The 24,663-nt window shown below is 55.9% G+C and carries 19 protein-coding genes; 11 read left to right on the top strand and 8 right to left on the bottom strand.

Going from position 1 to position 24,663, the window contains the following annotated elements:
* The first annotated feature begins 33 nt into the window (after positions 1-33).
* Together FRY97_RS06265 and FRY97_RS06270 are read left to right on the top strand one after the other, a co-directional pair.
* Complete coding sequence (locus FRY97_RS06265; protein ID WP_147166590.1) at positions 34-1,332, top strand: Type 1 glutamine amidotransferase-like domain-containing protein; 1,299 nt, start codon at positions 34-36, stop codon at positions 1,330-1,332.
* 37 nt (positions 1,333-1,369) lie between these two features.
* Complete coding sequence (locus FRY97_RS06270; protein WP_147166591.1) at positions 1,370-2,752, top strand: YfcC family protein; 1,383 nt, start codon at positions 1,370-1,372, stop codon at positions 2,750-2,752.
* 242 nt (positions 2,753-2,994) lie between these two features.
* Here FRY97_RS06270 and FRY97_RS06275 read toward each other — a convergent pair whose 3' ends face one another.
* Both FRY97_RS06275 and FRY97_RS06280 read right to left on the bottom strand, forming a co-directional pair.
* Positions 2,995-3,579, bottom strand: coding sequence for an OmpH family outer membrane protein (locus FRY97_RS06275; RefSeq protein WP_147166592.1), 585 nt, complete (start codon positions 3,577-3,579; stop codon positions 2,995-2,997).
* Positions 3,580-3,630: 51 nt separating this feature from the next.
* Entirely contained in the window at positions 3,631-6,633 is a 3,003-nt protein-coding gene (locus tag FRY97_RS06280; RefSeq protein ID WP_147166593.1) for a DNA polymerase III subunit alpha, read from the bottom strand.
* Positions 6,634-6,859: 226 nt separating this feature from the next.
* On the opposite strand from FRY97_RS06280, the gene carA reads away from it, so the two are divergent.
* From carA to sucD, 4 genes are all read left to right on the top strand, one after another.
* A complete protein-coding gene (gene carA / locus FRY97_RS06285) occupies positions 6,860-7,963 on the top strand; it encodes a glutamine-hydrolyzing carbamoyl-phosphate synthase small subunit (protein WP_147166594.1) in 1,104 nt (367 codons plus the stop codon).
* A 154-nt stretch (positions 7,964-8,117) separates the two neighbouring features.
* The gene (eno, locus tag FRY97_RS06290) at positions 8,118-9,407 is read left to right on the top strand and encodes a phosphopyruvate hydratase (protein ID WP_147166595.1); all 1,290 of its coding nucleotides are present in this window, start codon (positions 8,118-8,120) and stop codon (positions 9,405-9,407) included.
* A 108-nt stretch (positions 9,408-9,515) separates the two neighbouring features.
* Positions 9,516-9,833, top strand: coding sequence for a hypothetical protein (locus tag FRY97_RS06295; RefSeq protein ID WP_147166596.1), 318 nt, complete (start codon positions 9,516-9,518; stop codon positions 9,831-9,833).
* 54 nt (positions 9,834-9,887) lie between these two features.
* Positions 9,888-10,760 (top strand): succinate--CoA ligase subunit alpha, encoded by an 873-nt coding sequence (sucD, locus tag FRY97_RS06300; RefSeq protein WP_147166597.1) that lies wholly within the window; start codon positions 9,888-9,890, stop codon positions 10,758-10,760.
* Between the two features lie 467 nt (positions 10,761-11,227).
* On the opposite strand, the gene FRY97_RS06305 is transcribed toward sucD, so the two are convergent.
* The 5 genes from FRY97_RS06305 to FRY97_RS06325 form a co-directional block, all read right to left on the bottom strand.
* Positions 11,228-11,782: a hypothetical protein gene (locus tag FRY97_RS06305; RefSeq protein WP_147166598.1), complete on the bottom strand. Its 555-nt coding sequence runs from the start codon at positions 11,780-11,782 to the stop codon at positions 11,228-11,230.
* Between the two features lie 308 nt (positions 11,783-12,090).
* Complete coding sequence (locus FRY97_RS06310) at positions 12,091-12,579, bottom strand: sterol desaturase family protein (RefSeq protein ID WP_147166599.1); 489 nt, start codon at positions 12,577-12,579, stop codon at positions 12,091-12,093.
* A gap of 53 nt (positions 12,580-12,632) precedes the next feature.
* Positions 12,633-13,313 (bottom strand): carotenoid biosynthesis protein, encoded by a 681-nt coding sequence (locus FRY97_RS06315; protein WP_147166600.1) that lies wholly within the window; start codon positions 13,311-13,313, stop codon positions 12,633-12,635.
* A gap of 11 nt (positions 13,314-13,324) precedes the next feature.
* Positions 13,325-14,794 (bottom strand): 1-hydroxycarotenoid 3,4-desaturase CrtD, encoded by a 1,470-nt coding sequence (crtD, locus tag FRY97_RS06320; RefSeq protein WP_147166601.1) that lies wholly within the window; start codon positions 14,792-14,794, stop codon positions 13,325-13,327.
* A gap of 25 nt (positions 14,795-14,819) precedes the next feature.
* Positions 14,820-15,434: a riboflavin synthase gene (locus FRY97_RS06325; protein ID WP_147166602.1), complete on the bottom strand. Its 615-nt coding sequence runs from the start codon at positions 15,432-15,434 to the stop codon at positions 14,820-14,822.
* Between the two features lie 644 nt (positions 15,435-16,078).
* Here FRY97_RS06325 and FRY97_RS06330 point away from each other — a divergent pair.
* The 3 genes from FRY97_RS06330 to FRY97_RS06340 all read left to right on the top strand — a co-directional run bounded on the left by FRY97_RS06330 (position 16,079) and on the right by FRY97_RS06340 (position 21,700).
* Positions 16,079-16,576, top strand: a complete 498-nt coding sequence (locus FRY97_RS06330) for a hypothetical protein (RefSeq protein ID WP_147166603.1) — start codon at positions 16,079-16,081, stop codon at positions 16,574-16,576.
* A gap of 144 nt (positions 16,577-16,720) precedes the next feature.
* Entirely contained in the window at positions 16,721-20,398 is a 3,678-nt protein-coding gene (locus FRY97_RS06335) for a family 16 glycoside hydrolase (RefSeq protein ID WP_147166604.1), read from the top strand.
* A 27-nt stretch (positions 20,399-20,425) separates the two neighbouring features.
* Positions 20,426-21,700: a nucleoside permease gene (locus FRY97_RS06340; RefSeq protein ID WP_147166605.1), complete on the top strand. Its 1,275-nt coding sequence runs from the start codon at positions 20,426-20,428 to the stop codon at positions 21,698-21,700.
* A gap of 437 nt (positions 21,701-22,137) precedes the next feature.
* On the opposite strand, the gene FRY97_RS06345 is transcribed toward FRY97_RS06340, so the two are convergent.
* The gene (locus FRY97_RS06345; RefSeq protein ID WP_147166606.1) at positions 22,138-22,605 is read right to left on the bottom strand and encodes a hypothetical protein; all 468 of its coding nucleotides are present in this window, start codon (positions 22,603-22,605) and stop codon (positions 22,138-22,140) included.
* A 213-nt stretch (positions 22,606-22,818) separates the two neighbouring features.
* On the opposite strand from FRY97_RS06345, the gene FRY97_RS06350 reads away from it, so the two are divergent.
* Positions 22,819-23,577, top strand: a complete 759-nt coding sequence (locus FRY97_RS06350; RefSeq protein WP_147166607.1) for a geranylgeranylglyceryl/heptaprenylglyceryl phosphate synthase — start codon at positions 22,819-22,821, stop codon at positions 23,575-23,577.
* 2 nt (positions 23,578-23,579) lie between these two features.
* Positions 23,580-24,584, top strand: a complete 1,005-nt coding sequence (locus tag FRY97_RS06355; protein ID WP_147166608.1) for a hypothetical protein — start codon at positions 23,580-23,582, stop codon at positions 24,582-24,584.
* Positions 24,585-24,663: the final 79 nt, after the last annotated feature.

Genomic DNA, 24,663 nt, shown 5'->3' on the forward strand with positions numbered 1-24,663 from the left:
CTTATCTTTTCCAACCTCAACCAAAATCCGCCCATGCGCCTCATCCTACTAGCCAGCCTTTGCCTTTTAGCTGCCGCCGCCCGCACACAGAGCTACACCTCTTTTTTCACCGGCGACACCACCGATGTGGCCACAACCACTGTGCCGGGCATCGTCCTCGCAGGCGGCGGGGGCGACAATGACGAAGCCATGCAGTGGATGCTGCAGCGGGCCGGCGGAGGGGATGTCGTCGTCATCCGTGCAAGTGGCGCGGATGGGTACAATGATTACTTTTTTGAAGACCTTGGCGTAGACGTCAACTCCGTCGAGACCATCCGCTTCGAATCCGCAGCAGCAAGCACAGACGAATACGTCATACAGCAGATCAGGAATGCAGAGTGCCTCTTCATTGCAGGAGGAGATCAATACGACTACTACTCCTATTGGCAGGGCAATGCCATCGGGGAGGCCATCAACTACCTGCTCAATGAAAAAGGGGTGCCCGTAGGCGGCACAAGTGCTGGCATGGCCATTTTGGGCGGCTGGTACTATGCCCCTTCCGGCTCCGCGCTCACTGCGGAAGAGGCCCTCTCCGACCCTTTCCACCCAGATTTTGAAGTACTGGGGCAAGGCGATTTCCTACAGGCGCCCTACCTTTCCCAGATCATTACCGATACCCACTACGAACAGCGGGAAAGGCCTGGCCGCCACCTCGCTTTTCTTGCCCGTATGCTACATGCCGGGGCCAGCCAGGCTTTTGGCATTGCTGCCAATGAGTATACAGCGGTCTGCATCGATGAGCAAGGCACCGCCCGCGCGTTTGGGGAGTACCCCGCCTATGCTGAAGATCTCGTCTACTTCCTACAAGCCAATTGCCAGGATGAGCGGCTGCCAGAAGCCATGCAGGCCGGCCAGCCCCTGACCTGGGACCGCGGGCAAAGCGCAGTGAAAGCTTACGCCCTGCCCGCCCGCCCGGGGGGCGCTGGCGCCATAGACCTGGCCAGCTGGTCGGGCTTTAGCGGAGGGAGCTGGGAAAACTGGTATGTGACAGCAGGCGAGCTGCACCGTGTACAGAGCCCCAACGGGGACTGTGCGGATATACTGAGCACCACCGAATACAAGGAGCTGCCGCCCCAAACATTCCGCATATCCCCCAACCCTGCCCGCGGGCAGCTCCAATGGCAAGGGCCTCAACCAGAGCACATCCGCATCTACGGCCTCACCGGCCAGCTGAAACGGAGCTGGGCGGCCCCGACTGCCCCATTGCCCCTGGGCGGCCTCCCGGCCGGGGCGTATCTGCTCGAAGCCGTGTTCCAAGGTAAAGCTCAGGCCCTGCGCCTATTGGTTTATTGACCCTAGCGGCTGGAAGCTGCAGCTCAAAAATACCCACATGAAAAAATTCCCCGATACGCTGGTTATTATTTTGGGAATCATGGCGGTCTTCGCTGCCCTGACCTGGATCATCCCTGCCGGAGAGTTTGCCCGGGCAGAAAGCGGGGGGCGGGCAGTGATCGTGCCTGGCTCCTATGAGCTGACTGCATCTAGCCCGCAAGGGCTGGGGGCCGTGCTCATGGCACCAGCCCGGGGCTTTATCTCTGCTGCGCAGATCATCGCCTTTGTCTTCCTTGTTGGCGGGGCTTTCGGGACCATCACCCGCACCGGCGCTATCGATAGCGGGCTGCAGCAAATTGTAGCCTTCAGCCAGTCCAACCCGCGCTACAAACGCAGCATCCTCCCTCTGGTCATTACGCTTTTCTCCTTGGCCGGGGCTACTTTCGGCATGAGCGAAGAAGTGCTGGTGTTCGTCCTCATCACCATCCCATTAGCCCGTGCGCTGGGCTATGACACCATTACAGGAGTAGCCATATCTTTCGTTGGGGCAGGGCTAGGTTTTGCAGGAGCTTTCATCAACCCGTTCACAGTAGGCGTCGCACAAGGTATTGCAGAGCTACCGCCCGGCAGCGGACTGGGCTACCGCCTAGCCGCCTGGGGCTGCATAACGCTTACCGGCATTGTATACATCATGCGCTACGCAGGCAAGGTAGAGCAGCACCCGGAAATGAGCCCAGTCTACGAAGCCGGCGGCGAGGACAAGCCCACTGCTGGCACAGCCCCTCAGCACCACTTTACAGCAGCGCACAAAGCCATACTGCTGCTGTTGGCGGCAGCTATTGGGCTGCTCGTCTATGGAGTCAGCAATTGGGGCTGGTACATCAATGAGATAGCGGCCCTGTTTATCGCCACAGGCCTCATAGCAGGGGCAGCAGGCCGGCTGGGCTGGGGCAAAGGGGCAGCAGCCTTCAAGGAGGGGGCAGGGGACATGCTGACCGCAGCGCTCGTGATTGCCATGGCAAAAGGGCTGATCGTAATTGCAGAGGACGGGAAGATCATAGACACCCTGCTGCATGCTATGGCTAGTGCTACTGCTGGCTTGCCCAAAGCAGTCACGGTAGAGCTGATGTTTGCGCTGCAGACTGCACTCAACTTCTTCGTCCCTTCCGGGTCCGGGCAGGCCGCCCTTACGATGCCGATCATGGCACCGCTGAGCGACCTGCTGGGCATCGGGCGGCAGACCGCTGTCTTGGCTTTTCAGTTTGGGGATGGGCTCTCCAACCTGATCATCCCTACAAGCGGGGTAACGATGGGCGTTTTGGCTATTGCACGCATCCCTTATCAGGTATGGGCCAAGTGGTTCCTCCCCCTTTTCCTATGGCTGTGCCTGGTCTGCATGCTCCTGCTGCTGCCCCCCGTACTCTGGTTCGAATGGGCTTAGGCTATTGGGCGTGAACCAAAATGCCGCAGGTGTTCAAGCTTTTCGGGCTTAAGGCACTAGCCTGGCAATGGCCTAGCGCTGCGCAGGGGTGGCCGAAGGCCAGACCCGACGCCTGCAGGGCGAGGGGCCGAGCGGATAGCGAGCCCCGGAGCATAGCGGCACCTGCCCATTGGGGCAGGTGCAGGCCCCTCACATGGTGCAGAGGCAGGCTCTAAAAAGCGATAATCCGTTTTGCGCTTAGGCTATTCGCCTTTGTTGTTCAGGATACCCAGTACATCAGCGGTGATGTCGTAGCTATCTTTAGCCCCAAGGATGCCTGAGCCCTGGCCGTACTGCAAGATGTAATCATAACCACGTGCTTCCTGCAGGCTGTCCATAAGCCGCATCAGTTTTTCCTGAAATGCCCCGAGCAGCAGTTGCTGTTCGCTCCCTAACTGGCTGGACAGTTGCTCCTGTTCGGCCATCAGCTCCTGCTGTTTCTGCCCCAGGCGCTGCTCCTCCGAAGCGATCTGATTGGGCGCCAACAAGCCCTGCTGAATCTTGGCCTGCACCTGGCGGAACTCCGTTTCCAGGGCCTGCATCTGCTGGTTCAGGCGCTGAGAAGCCTCCTTCTGCCGGGCCGCGAGCGCCTGCTGCTTTTCCCGGAAATCCTCGTACTTGCTCAGCAGGGTATCTGCATTGAGGTAAACGATCTGCCCGGCGGCAGCCCCATCACCGGCTGTAGCGGCAGGGGCGCTGGGGGTGCTGCTGCCCCCTTGCTGGGTGAACAGGTAGGCTACCGCGATGATCAATAAGGCATTAAGCGCTAATGAGATGTTTGCTTTCATAGTTGTCAAATTTGAGGCGAATATCGGCAAAGCAAGGCTGTTGTCCCCTTTTTAAGGCCGGTTTGTTTCAAAAGGGCCTGCTTCTGTTGGGTAGCCAAGCGGCCCAAGGTAGGGCAGGCGCTCCAGCTCAAGCACCTCCACTGTGGGGAAACCAAATTCCAAAACCACCTTGCCCCTGACCCGGTACACCCCTTTTCCCCGAAAGGGGTATTTCCCCAAGCTGGCCGGGAAATGCACCGTATCCCAGAAGTGCCCGTCTTCCCCTAGCCAGGTGCCAAAAGCCATCCGCTTGCCCCCTGCCGTGCGCACTTGCTTTTGGCAAACATAATACCCTAGCAAAGTGACTACCCGGCCCGCTGCCTCCCGGAGCCGCCCGGCACAGGAAAGGCTGTTGGCCCGGTAGCGCTGATCAATAAGGCGGAAAGGCGGACAAAGCGGGAACCCGAACAGCTCCATTTCGTCCATAGCATCTTGCAACTGCTGCTGTTCAGGGGGCACCTCATCTGGCACAAAAACAGGGGCGGCACGCTCCTCCTCCGGGAACAGGCCCATGCCGCCCCCTTCGGCCTGCTGCCCGGCTACCTGTTCCCACAGCAGCGCTGCCTTAGCGCGGGCTGTAAAGCGGAATGCCCCCGCCCGGATAAGCAGGCCGGTCTGCTCTTTCCCGGCATCTACCCGGCTCATGAAGTCGGCCAGCCCCCGGAAGGGGCCGCCTGCAGCCCGCTCCCGGGCCACTCTGCCGGCTACCTCAGCTTCCAGCCCTTTAATGTGCACAAAGCCCATATAAACGGCCCGGCCTTCTACTGTAGTCAGGTACGAGCTGTGGTTGACACAGGGCGCATGCAGCTCGCCCCCGCAACGGCGCAGCTCGTGAAAGTAAAACTCCGCTTGGTAAAAACCGCCAAAGTTGTTGATGACCGCTACCATAAATTCAATCGGGTAATGTGCTTTAAGGTAGAGGCTTTGGAAGCTCTCTACGGCAAAACTGGCAGAATGGGCTTTGCAGAATGCATAGCCCGCAAAACTTTCCATCTGCTGCCAGACCTCAGCGGCAAGCTCCTCGGGATACCCCCGCGCCCGGCAATTGGCCTGGTACTGCTCCCGGATGCGCGCCAGGCCGAGCCCGGCTGTACGCTTCCCGCTCATAAGGCGGCGCAGGACATCGCCCTCGGCCAGGCCGAGCCCGCCAAAGTGGTGGGCAATTTTCATAACGTCTTCCTGATAGACCATGATGCCAAAGGTCTCGCTCAGGTGCTCTTCAAATACCGGATGGGGATAGGTAAATGAGTAAGGGTGGTGAAAACGCCGGATATACTCTTTCATCATCCCAGAGCGGGCTACACCGGGCCGGATGATGGAGCTCGCAGCGACCAAATGGATATAGCTGTCGCACCTCAGTTTGCTCAGCAGCCCCCTCATAGCAGGGGATTCGATATAAAAGCACCCCATGCACTGCCCCTCCCGCAGCAGCGCCCTGGCCTTTTCATCCTTTTTGATCTGTTCCAGGTTTTGGAGCTCTACCGTACGCCCAGTGTTCTGCTTGATGAGGCCCACGGCCTCTTTCAAATGCCCAAGCCCCCGCTGGCTCAGTATATCGTACTTGTGAAAGCCCAGCGCCTCAGCATGGTGCATATCGAAGTGAGCCACTGCAAAGCCTTTGGGCATCATCTGCAGGGCGGTATGGTAGTACAACGGCTGCTGTGCAATGAGCACGCCCCCTGCATGGATGGAGAGGTAATTGGGGAACCCCTCTAATTTTTGGCCATAGTGCAGTACTTTGCCCGCCAGCCCGTGGTGCCGGGCTGATCCTGCGGGGGAAGCAATGATGGCATCAATCTCCGCTTTGGGCAGCCCATATACCTTGCCCAGCTCACGGATTACAGCCCGCCCCTGAAAAGTGACATAGGTGGCCAGCAAAGCGGTATAGCCCCGCCCATAACGCTTGAAGATGTAATCCGTTACGTCGTCTCGTTCATCCCAAGAAAAATCAATATCAAAATCAGGGGGCGACTGCCGGTGGGGGTTGATGAAACGTTCGAAATACAGCCCCAGCTCAACAGGGTCGACATCCGTGATGCCCAAGCAATACGCTACAATGGAGTTGGCACCGCTGCCCCGCCCTACGTGCCGGTAGCCCATAGCAGCTGCGTAGCGCACAATGTCCCAAGTAATCAGGAAATAAGGGCAGAACGATTGCCCAGCTATGGCTTCAAGCTCCTGCCGGACCCGCTGCTGTGCATTTTGGTACTCCGGGCTGCCAGTGCCCAGGTGGCCGTAGCGGCGCTCGCACCCGTTGTGCGCCAGCTTTTCCAACAACTGGAAATCCCCCTGCACACTGCCCGTAAAATTTTGCCGGTTGAGGTGCAGCCCTGGCTCAAACTGAATATGACAGGCAGCAAGCAGGGCCTCGGCTTGTTCGAGAAGGTAAGGCTGGCTTTGGTAGAATGTCTGCAACTGCTCCGGTGGCATCAGCCGCTCTGAGGCTTTACAAACCGTGGCGGCCGGCAACTGGCTGAGCAGAGCGTTTTCGTCAATCGCGCGGAGTAGGCGGTGCAGCTCAAACCCCTCATTGTCTACAAAAAAAACCGGGCTTAGAGCGACCAGCTTATGGCGGTGCGCCAGCAGCTCGTGCCCAAACAGGCGGGCCACATGCTCAGGGCGTATCCCAAGGTATTCCTCCTTACGGAAATCTGTGATGGGCTTCACCAAGCGGGGGTACACAATGAAAGCGTGCTCCATGGGCGGGGCCACATCAGGAAGGGGCTTGTTGTCTATTGATGACTCACTGAGCAGCTGGTTCAGCTCCCGGAAGCCTTCCAGGTTGCGGGCAAGCCCGATATAAAGGCAGCGCTGCCCCCTGCGGAACTCCACGCCCAGTACAGGGTGCAAGCCCGCCTCCCGGCAGCAGTTCCAAAACTCAAGCGCACAGCTCGTATTGTTGACATCCGTAAGCGCCAGAGAAGCATACCCTAGGCCTTTGGCCCGCCGGACGAGCTCAGCCGGCGGCAGGGTGCCCATTCTAAGGCTATAGTAGGTGTGCGTATTGAGCAGCATGAAATATGAAGTGGTGGGGAAAAGCGGGGGGTGGCACAATAAAAAACTTTTTGTTTTCAAATCAAACCCCATGGAAACATAAATTAAAAACAAATTATTTTACCTTGCATTCGAAGCCGAATCTGCACACCGGAAAAAAGGAGCGATTTATTCCCTGCCCTTTGCCCGCTGTACTTTTGCAATTCGGCTCCTGAATTGTATCTTTGCGCGAAATTCCTCAAGATAAATGAGCGACATTCAGCAAGTTCCCGCCGTACTCCTCCTTGAAGACGGCACGGTATTTCACGGCCTCTCGGCTGGAAAAATCGGCACGACTACAGGAGAGATCTGCTTCAATACCGGCATGACCGGCTACCAGGAGATTTTCACAGACCCCTCTTACTATGGGCAGCTCATGGTGCTGACAAATGCCCACATCGGCAATTACGGCACCAAGCGGACCGAGTCAGAGTCTTACAGCATCAAAATCAATGGGCTGATCTGTAAAAACTACACCTACGAGTACCACCGCCCCCTTGCAGACCAGTCTATACAAGCTTATTTTGAAGAAGAGAACTTGGTGGGCATTTGCAATATCGACACCCGCGCGGTCGTCCGCCACATCCGTAGCAAAGGGGCTATGAATGCTATCATCTCTTCAGAAGAGACCGACCTTGATGCCCTGAAAGCCCGCTTGGCGGAAGTCCCTTCCATGGATGGGCTGGAGCTGGCCTCTAAGGTGAGCACCAAAGAGACGTACACCTTCGGCAGCCCGCAGGCCAAGTACCGGGTAGCGGTGCTCGATTTTGGGATCAAGCAGAACATCCTCAACAATTTTGCGGAGCGCGACTGCTACCTGCAGGTATTTCCGGCCCAGACGCCTATTGAGGAGCTGCGTGCTTGGAACCCCGACGGCTATTTCCTTTCCAATGGGCCTGGAGACCCCGCCCCTATGGCGTATGCGGTAAGCACTGCCAAAGCTATTTTGGAAGAAGACAAGCCGCTTTTTGGCATCTGCCTTGGCCACCAGCTGCTGGCCCTTGCGGTAGACATCCCGACCTACAAAATGCACCACGGCCACCGTGGCATCAACCACCCGGTCAAAAACTTGGCTACCGGCAAATGTGAGATCACCAGCCAAAACCATGGCTTCGGGGTGTCGCCAGAAGCCATTGAGGCCAATACCGACAAGGTAGAAGTGACCCACATCAACCTCAACGACGGCACGATCGAAGGCATGCGCATCAGAGGCAAAAAGGCGTTTTCGGTTCAATACCACCCCGAAGCCTCCCCTGGCCCCCACGATGCCCGCTACCTCTTTGATGAGTTCGTAAAATTAATGGAAAATTAATCCGGCCGGGATAGCTTGTTTTGTGCCGGAGCGCTACTTTGAGCCCTAATGGCTATCCCAAAGGAAACCGCCCTTGCCATATACCCAAATTATGGGAGAACCGGACCAGCCCGGCCACAAGCCGGCTTTTTAACTCAATTTAAAACCAACAGGTATGAGCATTATCCTTGATATCAATGCCCGCGAAATCCTTGATTCCCGTGGCAACCCTACCGTAGAAGCAGAAGTCATCACCGAGTCGGGCTTCCTCGGCCGGGCTGCAGTGCCCTCCGGCGCTTCAACTGGAAAGTACGAAGCAGTGGAGCTGCGCGACGGCAACAAAGGGCGCTACCTTGGCAAAGGCGTACTCAAAGCCATTGAAAACATCGAAGACCAGATCCGCGAAGAGCTGATCGGAGTAGATGTCACTGAGCAGCGCTACATCGACCAGATCATGCTGGATATCGATGGCACCAACAACAAGAGCAAGCTTGGCGCCAACGCTATACTCGCGGTTTCCCTGGCTTGCGCCAAAGCCGCTGCAGAGGCTACCGTACAGCCGCTTTACCGCTACCTGGGCGGCGTGAACGCACACGTGCTGCCCGTACCAATGATGAACATCCTCAATGGAGGCTCGCATGCCGATAACAGCATCGACTTCCAGGAGTTCATGATCTTGCCTGTCGGAGCAGAAACCTTCGCCGAATCCCTGCGCATGGGCACCGAGGTTTTCCACCACCTCAAGGCTGTGCTGAAAAGCAAGGGCTACTCTACCAACGTTGGAGACGAAGGGGGCTTTGCGCCTAATATCAAATCTAATGTTGAGGCGATAGAAACTGTTCTTACCGCTATCGAAAAAGCTGGCTACCGCCCAGGTGAAGACATCTTCATCGCCATGGATGCGGCAGCTTCTGAGTTTTACAACGAAGAAGAAAAGGTATACCACTTCCACCAGTCTACTGGTGATAAGCTCAGCACCTCCGATATGGTGAGCTACTGGACAGACTGGGTCAACAAATACCCCATTTTCTCTATCGAAGATGGCCTGCACGAAGACGACTGGGCGGGCTGGCAACAACTGACCGCTGCCATCGGCAACCGTACGCAGCTGGTGGGAGACGACCTCTTCGTGACCAATGTGGAGCGCCTGCGCCGGGGCATAGCAGAGCAGTCTGCCAACTCCATCCTCATCAAGGTCAATCAGATTGGCTCCCTTACGGAAACGATCGACGCGGTGAGCCTCGCCACCCGCAATGGGTTCACCAGCGTGATGAGCCACCGATCTGGCGAAACGGAAGATACAACGATCGCAGATTTGGCTGTAGCACTCAATACCGGGCAGATCAAAACGGGCTCTGCTTCCCGCTCTGACCGGATCGCTAAGTACAATCAGCTGTTGCGCATTGAGGAAGAACTGGGCGAGCAGGCCGGCTTCCTGGGCCAGAGCCTGATCAGCAAAGGGTAAGCCAAAAGGGGGCGGGCATTTTGAGTCCAGCCCCCTTTTGTCAGGATATATTAGCGGGTCTCTTTGCTTATTCGTAAGTTTAGGTGTCCAAAATCAACCTGTACGCTTATGGCCAAGCGCCCCAACCCACTGCAGCCGCTCTTAGAACGGTTGCCCAAGCCCCTCCGGAACAAGTACTTCCTGACGTTGTCGCTGTTCTTGGGATGGATGGTCTTCTTTGACAACCATGACCTGCTCACGCAAATCCGCTTGCAGCGCACGGTCAATCGTATGCACGAAGACAAAGCGATGTACGAGCAGCGCATAGAAGCGGCTAAACAGGACCGGCTCGACTTGGAAGTCAACAAGGAAAAATTTGCCCGCGAGCAGTATTACATGAAGAAAAGCGGGGAAGAAGTATTCATTATTGAAGAGGAAGAAGACTGATGGCTTCTTGCCTTTCGTACCCAACTTGAAAAATCAATCGATAAAACCATAGTTATGTCAGTTCTTGTAAATAAGGATTCTAAGGTCATCGTTCAGGGCTTTACCGGAAAGGAAGGCTCCTTTCACGCTGAGCAAATGATCGAGTACGGCACGAATGTCGTAGGCGGTGTAACGCCGGGCAAAGGTGGCCAGGAGCACCTGGGCAAGCCTGTTTTCAATACCGTAGCAGATGCTGTAAAAGAAGCAGGTGCAGACACTTCGGTCATTTTCGTGCCCCCTGCTTTCGCCGGTGACGCGATCATGGAGGCTGCAGATGCTGGCATTAAAGTCATCATTTGTATTACCGAAGGGATCCCTGTGCAGGATATGGTTAAGGTGAAAGCCTACCTCAATGGCCGTGACTGCCGCCTCGTTGGGCCCAACTGCCCGGGTGTCATCACACCTGGCGGCGCCAAGTGCGGCATCATGCCTGGCTTTATCCACAACCCGGGCCGTATCGGCATCGTTTCCCGCTCTGGCACACTGACTTATGAAGCAGTGGACCAAGTGACCAAGGCGGGCATGGGCCAGTCTACTTGTATTGGCATCGGTGGTGACCCCATCATCGGCACTACGACCAAGGAAGCCGTTGAGCTCCTGATGAACGACCCGGACACGGACGGCATCATCATGATCGGCGAAATTGGCGGTGGCATGGAAGCAGAAGCTGCTCAGTACATCAAAGCGCACGGTACTAAGCCTGTCGTTGGCTTTATTGCTGGACAGACAGCGCCTAAGGGCCGGACTATGGGCCACGCAGGTGCGATCATCGGCGGCGCAGAAGATACTGCTGAGGCTAAAATGAAAATCATGGAAGAGTGCGGCATCCACGTTGTCGCTTCTCCTGCTACTATAGGCGAGACCATGAAAAAAGCACTTCAGGGCTAAGCGCCGCGCTTCCCTGCACAGGCTTGCACCACGACAAACGGCCCGGCTCCTTCACAGGGGCGGGGCCGTTTGCCGTTTGGCATGTACTTCCGCTGGGCATGAACCCCAAATGCCATAGGCGTTCAAGCTTTTCGGGCTCTAGTGCCTCAAGCCATAAACCCTTGCCACCCCAAGTTTCGTTGTTTTCCGCCTACTCTTCGTTAAAGAACCGCTCCTTTAGCTCGGGCTAAAGTCGCGAACCTTCGCCTTGATTAGCCGGAAAACAACTTCAACTTAAGTATCAGAGATTTATGGCTTAAGGCACTAGCCTGGCAGTGGCCTAGCGCTGCGAAGGGGTGGCCGAAGGCCAGACCCGACGCCTGTAGGGCGAGGGGCCGAGCGGACAGCGAGCCCCGTAGCATAGCGGCACCTGCCATCAGGCAGGGGGCAGGCCCAAAAAGACGACAATCTGGTTTGTGCCCCTTCCGCTAATAAGACAACAGCACGATGATCGCAATCAGCAGCAAGATGATCAGGGTGATGGTGATGAGGGAATTGCTGTTGTTGCGGTATTTATTAAAAAGCAGCTCCAACACCTCCCGCCAAACTAACCGGCTGCCTACCCTTTCATTAACCAGCACGAGGTATTCTGGGCGCCTCAGCTTTTTATTATCGCCATGCTTCGATAGGATGAAAAAGTCGGAATCCAAGAAAGCGAGGTCATAGAGCTCGGTATCGCCTAGAGAGATCATCAGCTTATTGGAGCTTGGCAGATAGCGCCAACTGCCCTCCTCTACATCTCCGTTCACGGAGCGGAGGTACTCGCCCTCTTCATTGAAGAAATGCAAAATGGCATCATGAAAGGCTTCGTCGTCGCGGAACTCCAGCCACGGGCGGTCCAGATAAAACTCCTGCTCCCGCAAATCTTCGCTCAACGGCCGTACGACCTTGAGTATATCGCGGAGGCTCTCATCCATAGCGGTATGCTCCGGCGGGGTTTCGTTGAAGGTTTGATTGACCTTGGCAAGGTATTTATTCTCCACGTGAAAAGTATCAGTGATTAGGATTGAGCAGGGCGAAACAGCCTCTCCAAAGGTAAGCACACTACAGGAGAAATGCCAGCCGCCTTGCCCCGCGCTGCTGCCTTTTAAGCACAGATTTGAAATACAGCCCGGTGTGCAGGCTAAATCTATAGTGGCTTGGGGGTATTTTCTGCCAGATCGGCATGGAGCATTTGGTCTCAGTGCTGCGCTGTGTGCCCGGTGCCGCTGTGCCTGTTACCGCCACGGAGACAGGGAGGTTCACAAAGTATCTTGCCTTAGCGGGTAGTTTGTTAAGGGCCGAACCTGTACTAATGCTCTTTCTGCCCAGCCCACTCCGAGCGCTTCCGGAAGTATTTAGGATTGACGATCAACAAGCCGAAGGACTCGCCGTCCTCTTTATCCTGTTTGGCGTGGTGGGCACCGTGCGCCCTCAGGATAGCGCGGGAATACTTGCTGTCCAGCTGCCTAAACCACTTGAAACGCTGATGAATATAGACATCATGGATCAGGAAGTAGATGAGCCCGTAAATGGAGATGCCAATGCCTACGAACAATAGCCAGAAGTAGCCTGGCACGGACAGGCCCACGATATAAGAAAAAGCGCTAGGGATAGCAAAAACCAAAAAGAACAAGTCGTTCTTTTCAAAAAAGCCATCTTTCTCATGGTGCGGCTTGTGATGGTCCTCGTGCCAGTCCCAAAGGAAACCATGCATGATGTACTTATGCGCAAACCAAGCCATAAACTCCATACCTACAACAGCCGCTAGTGTGACCAGCGTATAAATCAGGACATTCATGCCGTTATTCAATTTTATGTCTTTCAGAATAGAACCCGTGCGCTTTGCCTGCTTCATGCGGTGCCCAGCACTAACAAAATGGCAAAGAAAGCAACCTGCAGGAAAAACAAGGCTACCCCCACTTTGTTGCGCAGCCCGGGGTGAAGATAAGCAAACAGCAACTGCAAAGGCAGAGCGACTGCCATCCATCCTGCGAAATTCTGCAGCGGGATCTCTCCGCCGCCCCACGACCAGAACCCGAATGCCATAGCCACCGGCTCGATGATGACATCAAGGGCCACCATCAGCACCGCAGAAAGGCTGCCCCTCCACCAAAAAGAGCGCCCGGGCAATAAACGATTGGCGAGCACCCCGGATGCATAGCCGAGCATCAGCCAATTGACCCCGATCATAAGCGGAGTGCCCCACACCTTAGGCCCCAACACCTTACCGTAGGCATAGTCGCCAAACAGCAGCCCGGTCTGTACGCCAAACAATTCGGCACCAAAACCCACTACATAAGCCACTAGCAGATAAAACAAGGTTGGCTTGCCCCACCCCCGATGAAAAGAAAGCATTACCCCTACCGATACCAGCAGGTTGAGCGGGGTAAGCAGTATAAAATCAGGGTGGACAGGGAGCAATATCCCCACTACGCCCACTGCATAGAGGATAGCAAGCACGGCTATGGCCCGGGGTGCTGTCCAGGCCCGCTTCCCGGCGGGTACAGAGGTAGCTGCTGCTGTAGGTTGCATAAGTTCAGGTTTTAGCTGGCCATTTCTTCAGCCATGAGCTCTTCGACAATTTTGGCAGACAGCAAGCACAAAGGGATGCCGCCTCCCGGGTGGGCACTGCCGCCGCAGAAATACAGCCCGCGGATACGGCTGGAGAAATTCGGATGCCGCATAAAAGCGGCCATACGGTTGTTGGAGCTCGTGCCGTAAAGCGCCCCAAGGTGCGACTGCGTGCGGCTTTCGATAGTGCGGGGCTCGAGCACATCCTCACAAGCAATGAGCGGCTCGACATCAGTGCCCAACATCCGGCTCACCTTTGCTAAGACCTGCGCCCGGCAACGGCTGATCAGCGCGTCCCAATCTTGCCCGCTGTTGTAAGGTACATTGATCATCGTAAACCAGTTCTCATGCCCGGCGGGCGCATCTGCCGGGTCGGCTTTACTGCTGATGTTGATATAGACCGTAGGGTCGTCAGAGACCGCTCCGGCCTCCAACAGGGCAAATTCTTTTTCGTAATCCTCGCTGAACAGGATATTGTGCAGCCCCAGTTCCGGAAAGCTCCGTTTGATGCCCCAATAAAAAATCAGGGCGGAGGTAGATTTTTGCTGCCGCAAAATGCGTTTGGGCTGCCGGGCGTTCGGCAACAGCTTTTTGTAGGTAAAGAAAACGTCCATATTGCTGACCACCCGGTCGAACGGCAGCTCTTCTTCCCCCACCCTAAGGCCAGCGGCCCGCCCATTTTCTACTAAAATCTCACGGACCGGTGCCCCAAAATGGAAAGCGGCCCCCTTGCGAAGCGCAAGCTCATAAACCGCTTCTGTGATGGCGTGCATCCCGCCGATAGGGTAATACGCCCCCTGCTCGTGCTCAAAATGAGGGATGATATTCAACAGGCCCGGCGCTTTGTAAGGGTTGGAGCCATTGTAAGTGGCAAAACGGTTGAACAGCTGCACCAGCTTCGGGTGCTTTGCCAACCGTTCGTTGACACGGTTCATGCTCGTGAACAGGTCTAGCCCAGGGATTTGCAGCATCGCCTTCAAGACTTTGGCATCGGCCCAGGTAGACCATTTGTGCAGCGATTTCTCCAGAAAAATCCGCCCGGTCACGCCATATTTGTGCGCACTGTCGGCCAATACCGCCCCCACCCGCTCAGCAGGCACGCCCAACTGTTGCTCCACCTCCGCAGCGAAAGCCTCCTTATCGGAATGAGCATGCAGGCGCGTGCCGTCTTCCCAAAAATAATGGCACACTACATCCAGACGGTTGTACCTGAAATGCACATGCGGGTCCTCACCTGCAGCCCGGAACAAGTCATCTACATATTGAGGCATAGTGAACAAAGAAGGGCCCGCATCAAAACGGTAACCCTCCAGCCAAAAAGCCGATAGCTTGCCCCCGGGGTAGCTGTTCGCTTCATAAACGCTGACCTCATGCCCCAATGATGCCAGCCGGGCCGCAGTCGCCAGCCCGGCTATCCCCGCTCCGATTACTCCTATACGCATCCCAATGTACTTTTTCTCTGTACGGTCAAACCTGCCGGGAGGCAGCCGGCCCGGCATAAAGCCGCGCGTACCGTGCAATGTATTTTCCGATGATGTCAAACTCCAAGTTGACAGTGCTGCCTGCTGCGAGCGCCTTGAAATTGGTATGCTCGTACGTATACGGGATGATCGCCACAGAGAAACGGTCCTCTTCCGGCTCCACCACAGTCAGGCTTACCCCGTTTATACAAACCGAGCCTTTGTCTACTAGCAAATGCTCTTCCGTTGGCTGATAACGGAAGCGGTAATACCAGCTGCCATCGCGCTCCTCTACTTCCGTACAGACTGCCGTGGCATCCACATGCCCCTGTACCATATGCCCATCAAGCCGGGCATCGGCTTTCATAGCGCGCTCCAAGTTCACCACACTGCCCAGGGCCCAGCCGCCCAAGTTGGTCCGCTTGAGGGTTTCCTCAATGGCGGTCACCGTATGCTGATCGTCTTCCAGAGCGACTACCGTCAGGCAGACGCCATTGTGAGCTACGCTCTGATCAATCTTCAGTGCGGCGGAAATACTGCTGCGGATGGTGAAGTGTACGTTGGTGCCCTCCTCCTCTATTCGGGTAATTTCACCCAGCGATTCGATTATGCCTGTAAACATGCTAGTCTCCGATTGTTCATGGCCAGCCGGCTGTACGTAACGTGCGGCAAGCCCTCATTTTCAGTTTTGATAACAGCGCTTCCTGCGTTTAGTTGCCGACGGGGGGGCAAAACCAGCAACCCCCTCTCTTTTGGCAACAGAGAAGAGCAAAGTAGGGCAAACCAGGTTGCCGTTTTTTTTGCCTGCCCCCCCCTGTAAGGATAGGGGCCTGCCTCTTCCGAAAGGATGGGGCCTGCCCCTGCCTGATGGCAGGTGCCGCTATGCTACGGGGCTCGCTGTCCGCTCGGCCCCTCGCCCTACAGGCGTCGGGTCTGGCCTTCAGCCACCCCTGCGCAGCGCTAGGCCAATGCCAGGCTAGTGGTCTGTCAAGTGTTAATTTATGGGTTGAGTGGGAGCGAATTTTGAGGCTAATCAAGGCGGATGTTCCCGCGCATAGCAGCGCTACGTAAGGGGTTGTCCAACGAAGAGTAGCCTCAAAAGTCGCCGCAGGCAACCCCTAGTTTTAGCCTTGACAGACCACTAATGCCTTAAGCCATAAAAGCATAAACACCTGCGGCATTTTAGTTTAGGCCCGAGCAAAGTAAGGGAGGGCTGCGTGCTGCTTTTCCCAACTTTCGTTACTTTTGTAAAAACGAACCGACTACATGGAGTCTTTTGATGTTGAAGCCTTGTTCAGTGACCTCACCGCCTACCTGTCCGCTACCGGGCCTATGGAATGGAGCATAGGCGGGGGTATCGCCCTACTGCTCCTTATTGCCGGGGCATCTACAGGGGGCAAACGCAAACGCAGGAAGAAGGCTGCTGCCATTGCCCCAAAATTGGCCATTGGCGACTTCCAGGTCTCCCCTCTCGGCAAAGATGCTTACTTCAAAATCTACAACCACGGCAACCTCGCCCGCCTGAGCCAGATCATCATCAAAGGCAAGGGGCACATACAAGTCAAAAACGCCATTGCCGGGCACGAAATCGTCACCGGCGATTCCTACCGCATCTTCCTCGAAACTACTGGCAACCGCAAAATCAATACCGACTTTATTGTGGACCTGACCTATATCGATCAGGCCGGCAACGTTTACCAGCAGGATTTCCCAATGTCAAAACCCAAACCTCAGCCCGCCCGCCTGGTGAAGTTCGCCCCTTAATCCGTAGCATAAGCGGAATCAACCGCTTTAGTGAAATAAAATTTCGCCATATTCCTGCCTGTTAGCTGGGAATTCTGTTTACATTTGCTTTGCCCCGTTAGTGTCAAATCAACACTTTGGGCATAAACGTAACACCAGCGATTCATGAGGCTTACCTTCCCTACACTCCTGCTGCTGCTCCTGTTTAGCAGTTGCCAACAGGACTCCCCTGTAAATGCCGGCCTTCCCGAGCGCGGGCACTCCCCTTGGGCAGTGCGTTCTGTGCTAGACGGGCAGGCCCGTATGCTTTCTCTTGCACTTTCCAATGGCCACTGGGCGGCCTACAGTGCGCAGAACGGGCAGTTTTACAAGTTCTGGAAAGGCGGCATCAACTTTGACGGTGCTGTTTACACCACAGTGCACGGCCCTCAGCCCAGCAGTATCGGCGATGCTTACACCATACAGCCCAAAGAGGCACAGCAGTGGCGCCTGCGCACCGCACAGGGCGAGGTTGCCCCGGCGATCAAGTACCTTGGCCACCGTTTCGAGAGCGGGCAGGTTTACCTAAAATACGAACTCCGTGCCCCGGGCAGCCCCCCCATAACGGTAGAAGAACGGCCCGAAATACTGGAGACCGGCAATGGGCAAGTGGGGCTTGAGCGGTCCTTCACCGCCACAGGCTTGCCCGAAGGGGCAACCCTTCTCCTTCATGCCTACTATCAATCCCTGCCCACTTTGCGCAGCCTGGAAACCAACGGCCAGCTTTCCCTTACCGATAGCCTGATGGAAGAAAACAGTGGCAGACGGTCGTGGCAGGCAGAAGGCTGGCTGGCGCTCAACCCATCAGGCCCAACCCGGCTGGCCGCTACTTTCACAGCAGAGCCTACCATCCCCAACCCTAATACTACCGTAGACGAAGCAGAAGCGGAGCTGCCGGAAGGTGCCCGCCTTATTGCCCGTAGCGACTGCAAAGCTTGCCACAATACCCATGTCAAAACAGTAGGCCCTGCCTACGTAGAAATCGCCCGCCGCTACCCCAACAATAGTGACAACGTTGCTATGCTGGCCGCAAAGATCAAAAATGGAGGGGCCGGCAACTGGGGGGAGGCCATGATGACGCCCCACCCAGACTTGGACGATGCTACGCTTGAAACCATGGCCAGCTATATCCTTGGGCTGGACGGAGAAGCAGAAGCAGGAGAAGAAGCGCAAAACAACATCGGCCCGGCTCAATTAGCGTTTGTAGATGCCGCGCCTGGCGTACAGAAAAACGAACTGCTGCCCGGGGTACTGGCCCAAGTCTTTCAGTACAATAAAAGCCTGCAGCAGCTCTCGGATATCAACTTCCAGGGCACGCCAGAGTACGAGGGCATTATGCCAAATATCTACATCGGCCCTAGCGAGTTCCAATCCCTAAGCGACAACTTCGCCATCAGCTTTCAAGGCTACCTGGCAGTGCCTAAAGACAACAACTATGTCTTCCGGCTGCGCAGCGACGATGGCTCCCGCCTGATACTAGGGGGCAAAGAGATCATTGACCACGATGGCTGGCACGGGCCTTCTCCCAAAGACGGAGAAGTCGCGCTGCGTGCCGGGCTACACCCCATCCGGATTGAATTCTTCCAAGGCGGTGGCGGCAAGTTTGTGTCCCTAGAATGGAAATCTTTTGACGACGACAAATTCGCCCTCGTGCCCCCCACACAGTTTTTCCATACCAAAGCCGAACAGCCTGCCCCAGGGGCTGAGGCCCCGCCCATGGCACAAACCCTGCGCATACCGGGCCACAAATACCCGGTCAATGCGGTACACCCCAGCTACACCTTGTCTCAAGCCCGCCCAGACGCCTTTATGCCCAAAGTAGGCGGTATGGACTTCCTTAGCGACGGGCGGCTTGTGGTCAGTACTTGGGATGCGGAAGGCGCTGTCTACATCGTAGATGGTGTGCAGAGCGGAGACCCGGATAAAATGACCGCGCGCAAGATTGCTTCTGGCCTCGCAGAGCCCCTCGGCCTCAAAGTCGTGGACGACACCATCTACGTCCTGCAAAAGCAAGAGCTGACCCGGCTGATCGATCATGACGGAGATGAAGTGGCCGACGAGTACCAGACCGTTTCCAACGATTGGGAGGTATCAGCTAATTTTCACGAATTCACCTTCGGCCTGGCTTACAAAGAAGGGTTTTTCTATGCGGCCCTGGCCATTGCGATACTCCCTGGGGGCGCGAGCGCCAACCCTCAGATACCCGACCGCGGCAGAGCCATCCGCATCTCCAAACAAACTGGAGCGGTAGACTTTATCGCACGGGGGCTGCGCACCCCGAATGGCGTGGGCCTAGGTGTGGACAACGAGCTGTTTATCGCAGACAATCAGGGCGACTGGCTCCCTTCCTGCAAAATCCTGCACATTACGGAAGGGGACTTTTTCGGCTCACGGGCGGTAGACTCCGCCACGGTAGCCCAGCTGCCGGTCAAGCCGCCCGTAGTGTGGCTGCCTCAAGACGAGATCGGCAACTCTCCGAGCACGCCCTTAGCCCTGAACGACGGCCCCTACAAGGGCCAAATGATACATGGGGAAGTCACACATGGCGGCGTGAAGCGCGTTTTTGTGGAAAAAGTAAAAGGCGAATACCAGGGCGCTGTATTCCGTTTCATACAGGGGCTGGAAGCCGGGGTCAACCGCATGGCCTGGGGGCCAGACGGAGCACTCTACGTCGGGGGCATCGGCTCTACTGGCAACTGGCAGCATACTGGCACACAGTGGTACGGGCTGCAGCGGCTGCAGTACAACGAAAACCCTGCGTTTGAGATGCTTTCCGTAAGCGCCCGGAGCAACGGCATGGAAATCACCTTCACCGAGCCCCTTGAGCCGGGCACCGGCTGGCTACCCGGAGCCTATACGGTACAGCAGTGGTGGTACAAGCCTACAAGCAGTTACGGTGGCCCCAAAATGGACCTGGAAGACCTCACTGTAAAATCGGCTACTGTATCGGAAGACCGGCGCAAGGTCTTTCTCGAGCTGGATGGCATGAAAGCTGGCCACGTCATCTACATCCGTCTGCCCTATCAATGGGTAAGCGAAAGCGGGCTGGAGCTATGGTCTACCGAAGCCTGGTACACCCTCAACAACATCCCGGAGGGCAAGCTTGGCACCGTGAAAGCGCCACCGCCCGCGCAAGCGCCCAACACCCTTTCTGATGCAGAACGGGCCGCCGGATGGCAGCTCCTCTTCGATGGGGAATCTACAACAGGCTGGCGCAACTTCAACGCTGATACGCTGGGCCGCGCATGGAAGGTGGACAACGGCGCTTTGTACCTCGACCCCGGGCAAAAGCCAGAGGGCGCCTGGCAAGCCGATGGCGGAGGGGATATCATCACCGCTAGTATATACGAGGATTTTGAATTCAAAATAGACTGGAAAATAGCCCCCTGCGGGAATAGCGGTGTATTCTTCAATGTGCAGGAAGGGGAAGGCTACAGCTACGTCTGGCATACCGGCCCGGAAATGCAGGTGCTTGATAATACCTGCCACCCGGACGCCCAATACGAGACCCACCGCGCAGGCTGCCTTTATGACCTGATCCCCGTGAAGTACGAAGCGGCCCGCCCGGCGGGCGAATGGAACGAATCCAGAATTATTTCCCAAAACGGCCAAGTCAGCTTTTGGCTGAATGGCCGCAAGCTGGTTTCTTTTGAAATGCACAACGACGAATGGAAAGACCGGATTGCTGCCAGCAAATTCCAGGAAATGCCTGATTTTGGGCTGGCGCGCAAAGGGCATATTGCCCTGCAAGACCACGGTGACCCCGTATGGTTCCGCAACATCAAAATCCGCCCGCTCGATTAAGCAACTGACCACACAAAAATCATACACATGAAATCAACTACGCGAATACAACTCTCCTTCATGATGTTCCTGGAGTTTTTTATCTGGGGCGGATGGTTCGTGACGCTGGGCACCTTCCTGGGGAGCAACCTGGCTGCTACCGGCGCACAGACCGGGATGGCTTTTTCTACACAATCTTGGGGGGCTATCATTGCGCCTTTCATCATCGGGCTTATAGCCGACCGCTACTTCAATGCAGAGCGCATCCTAGGAGTGCTCCACCTGGCTGGCGCATTCCTAATGTACCGCATGGCCAATGTGCCTGATTTTACAGCTTTCTACCCGCTGGTGCTGAGCTACATGATTTTGTACATGCCAACGCTGGCTTTGGTCAACTCCGTATCCTTTAATCAGATGCAGGACCCCGCCAAGGAGTTCTCGCCTATCCGGGTTTGGGGCACTATTGGCTGGATTGTAGCGGGGCTCACCATCAGCTTCATCTTCAGCTGGGATGCGCAGGAAGCAATTAAAGCCGGGGCGCTAAAGAATACGTTTTTGATGGCTGGGGGCGCAAGCCTTGTACTCGGCATTTTCAGCTTTTTCCTGCCCAAAACACCGCCCAAGGTGGAGCAGGGGGAAAAAGTGCGCATAGCTGACATCCTCGGCCTGGAAGCCCTGCGCCTGCTCAACAACCGCAACTATCTGATTTTCTTTGTCTCCTCTGTGCTGATCTGCATCCCTCTGGCTTTCTATTATCAGCAGGCCAACCCCTTCCTAGTGGAAATTGGGATGCAGAATGCTACTGGGAAAATGACCATCGGGCAGGTCTCTGAGGTCCTGTTCATGCTGTTGCTGCCCGTATTCCTCAAGCGTTATGGCATGAAGGCAACCCTGCTCGTAGGCATGGCCGCATGGACGATCCGGTACCTCCTGTTCGCTTTTGGAGATGTAGGCCAGTACTCCTTTATGCTGCTGCTGGGCATAGCCCTCCACGGCATCTGCTACGATTTTTTCTTTGTCTCCGGCCAAATTTTTACCGACTCCAAAGCCGGGCCTAAAATCAAAAGCGCAGCGCAAGGGCTCATCACCCTGGCCACTTATGGGCTGGGCATGCTGATCGGCTTCTGGGTAGCAGGAAAAATTTCCGATGCCAACCTGCTCGCCGACGGCACTCACAGCTGGCAGAATATCTGGGTATTCCCCGCTATTTTTGCAGCGGCTGTGTTTGTCTTGTTCGGGCTGCTGTTCAAAAATGAAAAGCTGGAAGCAGCAGAAGTGGAGGACGTGCCTGTCGTCCCTACCGAGCCAGGTGCGGTGGTTTAAGCGCTCGTTTTTTTTGCGGTTGGACCATAAAAACAGTGGGGCAAACCAAAATGCCGCAAGCGTTTATGCTTTTCAGGCTTTAGGCGGGTATTGGCCTAGCGCTGCGAAGGGGTGTAAGCCCGATAGGGCCGAGCGGACAGCGAGCCCCGTAGCATAGCGGCACCTGCCCGCTGGCAGGGGCAGGCCCCTCCTCACGTCAACGGCAGGCCCATCCCGCTAAGCAGGCAAAAACGACAGCCTGGTTTGCGCCCAACCAAGGGTTTTGCCGAAGCCACTAAATTTGAGTTTAGCGGGCTAAATAAAAAACCAGGGAGGAGGCCAGGTTCACAAAGCGTTGGCTTACAATAGGTAAGGAGCACCAAACACGCGCTAAGCCCTTCGGCTGATATAGACAGGCTGCAAAAGGGCCTGCCCGTAAGCACCGGCAGGCCCTCTTGTTATTCAAACACTTCTTTCATTTTGCTTTTCAGCTCCCTCCAATCATTGCGGGCACCGCGGAGGGCGTCATCGAAGGCAGCTTCGGGGGAATCCCACAACGCTTCGACCGCCTCCTTCATGCGCTTAGAAGTACGGCTGCTGCCTTTTAGCTCTTTGGCTACACCGTCTCCATACCGTTGGTAGTAATAAGAAAGCGACCGCGACCAGAATTTCCGTCTTTCCCGCCGGCTCATAGCCGGTTCATGCACCTCGTAACACTCCTCCACGTAGGCCCGGAAGCGCTCGTCATACTTCCCCCAAGCAGGGTCAGAAACAGGCAGGTCTGCTTGTTTGGCTTCGTCCAGCAATTCGTAATAAGCATGGAGGAAGCGCTCCTTGTCCGGCTGGCAGGGGCTAGTGCTGCAGCTCGGCAAGGATAAAGACAGCAAGCACGAAAAAGCCAACAGCAAGTTCTTAGATTGGGGCATAACTCAAGTGGTTGGTTGAAAAGAGCTAACGAAAAACGGGGCAAAAAATTGGCAGCCGCCTGCTTTGTGCCCTCAAGCAAAGCGCATATCTAGACATTGTTGAAAACCCCAGCGTCATTTGTACCCGCCCTATCCGCCTTTCCGCCTGATTTTTATGCTATCTTAGCCCATGGAAAACAGGAAGCCCTACCTTAAAGGCTATCAAAATAAAACATGACCCACCCAGGCAAAATATACCAACAGATTACCCAAGCCAAGCAAGCAGGCGAAAAGCGCTTCGCTTTATTGATCGACCCCGACGAAGTGTCTTTGGCGGGCCTTCCCGCCCTCGCAGAACTTGGGGCACAGACCGGCGTCGATTTCCTCTTCGTTGGCGGGAGCTTGCTGGTCCACAACACCCTATCAGATTGTCTGTCGAAGCTGCGCAGCTCCTGCAGCCTGCCGATTGTGCTATTCCCGGGCAGCCCACTGCAAATTGACGATAAGGCGGACGCCCTGCTGTTCCTCTCGCTGATCTCTGGCCGCAACCCGGAGCTGCTCATTGGGCAGCAAGTCATCAGTGCGCCCTATCTGCGGCATGCCGACCTGGAGGTCATCGGCACAGGCTATATGCTCATTGACGGAGGGGCCCCGACCACTGTATCTTACATGAGCAATACTACGCCTATCCCTGCAGACAAACCGGATGTGGCCATGGCAACCGCTTTAGCCGCAGAAATGCTCGGGCTGCGCATGCTCTACCTCGATGCGGGCAGTGGCGCGCGCAACTCCATACCCGAGGCCATGATCAAGCGGGTCTCCGGCGCGGTCTCTATCCCCTTAATTGTAGGCGGAGGCATTAGGACTCCCGAGCGGGCCTTTCAGGTCGCTAGTGCTGGGGCAGATGTGGTCGTAGTGGGCAATGCTATAGAAAAAGACAGGCAGCTGCTGCGGGCAATGGTAGAAGCCGTACACGCTGGCACAACGATTTGAGCATGCTCAGAAAATGGTTTTTCTCCTGCACCATAGCCCTTCTCCTTGCCCCCCTGGCTCATGCGCAGGAGCCGGTCTTGCTCCAAAATGCCTCTTTTGAAGGAGAGCCGGGCTATTCCCGCATCCCTGCCGGCTGGTACTTCTTCGGCGAGGCTGGGCAAACGCCCCCCGATATACACCCCCATCACCACCTTTATCCCTCACTTCCTCTACTCCCACCACGAGACGGCCACACTTACCTCGGCCTGGTGCTTAGGGAAGATGGCACAAGCGAAGGGCTTGGGCAGGCTTTATCGCGCCCCATGCAAGCCGGCTCCTGTTACCAGCTGATGCTCTACACCGCACGGCCTAAATTTTATCTCGCGCTCAGCAAATCCACCATGCAGCTCACCAATTTCAACCAGTCAGGGCGGCTCCAGGCCATGGCCGGCTCTGAGCATGGCCAGCCCGAACAAACCCTATGGGAAGGCCCAGCCAACACCATAAACGACTGGCAGCCAATATATTTTTCCTTTAAGGCAGAAAAAAGCTATACCCATTTTTTCCTGAAGGCAGTACACAATAATGGAGCAACCGCTTATGATGGCGGCATTTTTATAGACCAACTTTCCCCTATCTGGCCTGTAGATTGTGAGACCCTGGCCCCTGTGCCTGCCACAGCAGCACAATGGGTTGGGGAGCCCTTTTCTATTGCTGCCCTCAACCGCCTGCTGGGCCACCCCATTTTTACCGCCGACAACCAATTGGAGAACGCACTCCTCCACCTGCCCAACGGGGATTTCCTGCAGGGCAACCCTGTTTTTTGGCAAATTGCACAGTGGCTCGCCAACAACCCCAAAGCTAAAGCCCGAATGGCCGGCCCCAACCCTGCGCTTTGGCAGCACGAGCTGCATTACCTGATGAAAGCGGCAGGCGCCTCTCCAAAACGGTATCGCATCAAAAGAGGCGTGCCCTTGGGGAAAAAATGGATTGCCGGGGACCGCTTCTACCTCAAATGGAAACCATAACCGGGCAGCTCCGAAGCCTGAAGCGGGAAATAGCCGCTACTTTGTAGGGCGTATATTATTGCTACTCGGCTGCAGCCTG

This window comes from Phaeodactylibacter luteus (genome assembly GCF_007993045.1).
In the GTDB taxonomy this organism is placed as follows: Bacteria; Bacteroidota; Bacteroidia; order Chitinophagales; family Saprospiraceae; genus Phaeodactylibacter; species Phaeodactylibacter luteus.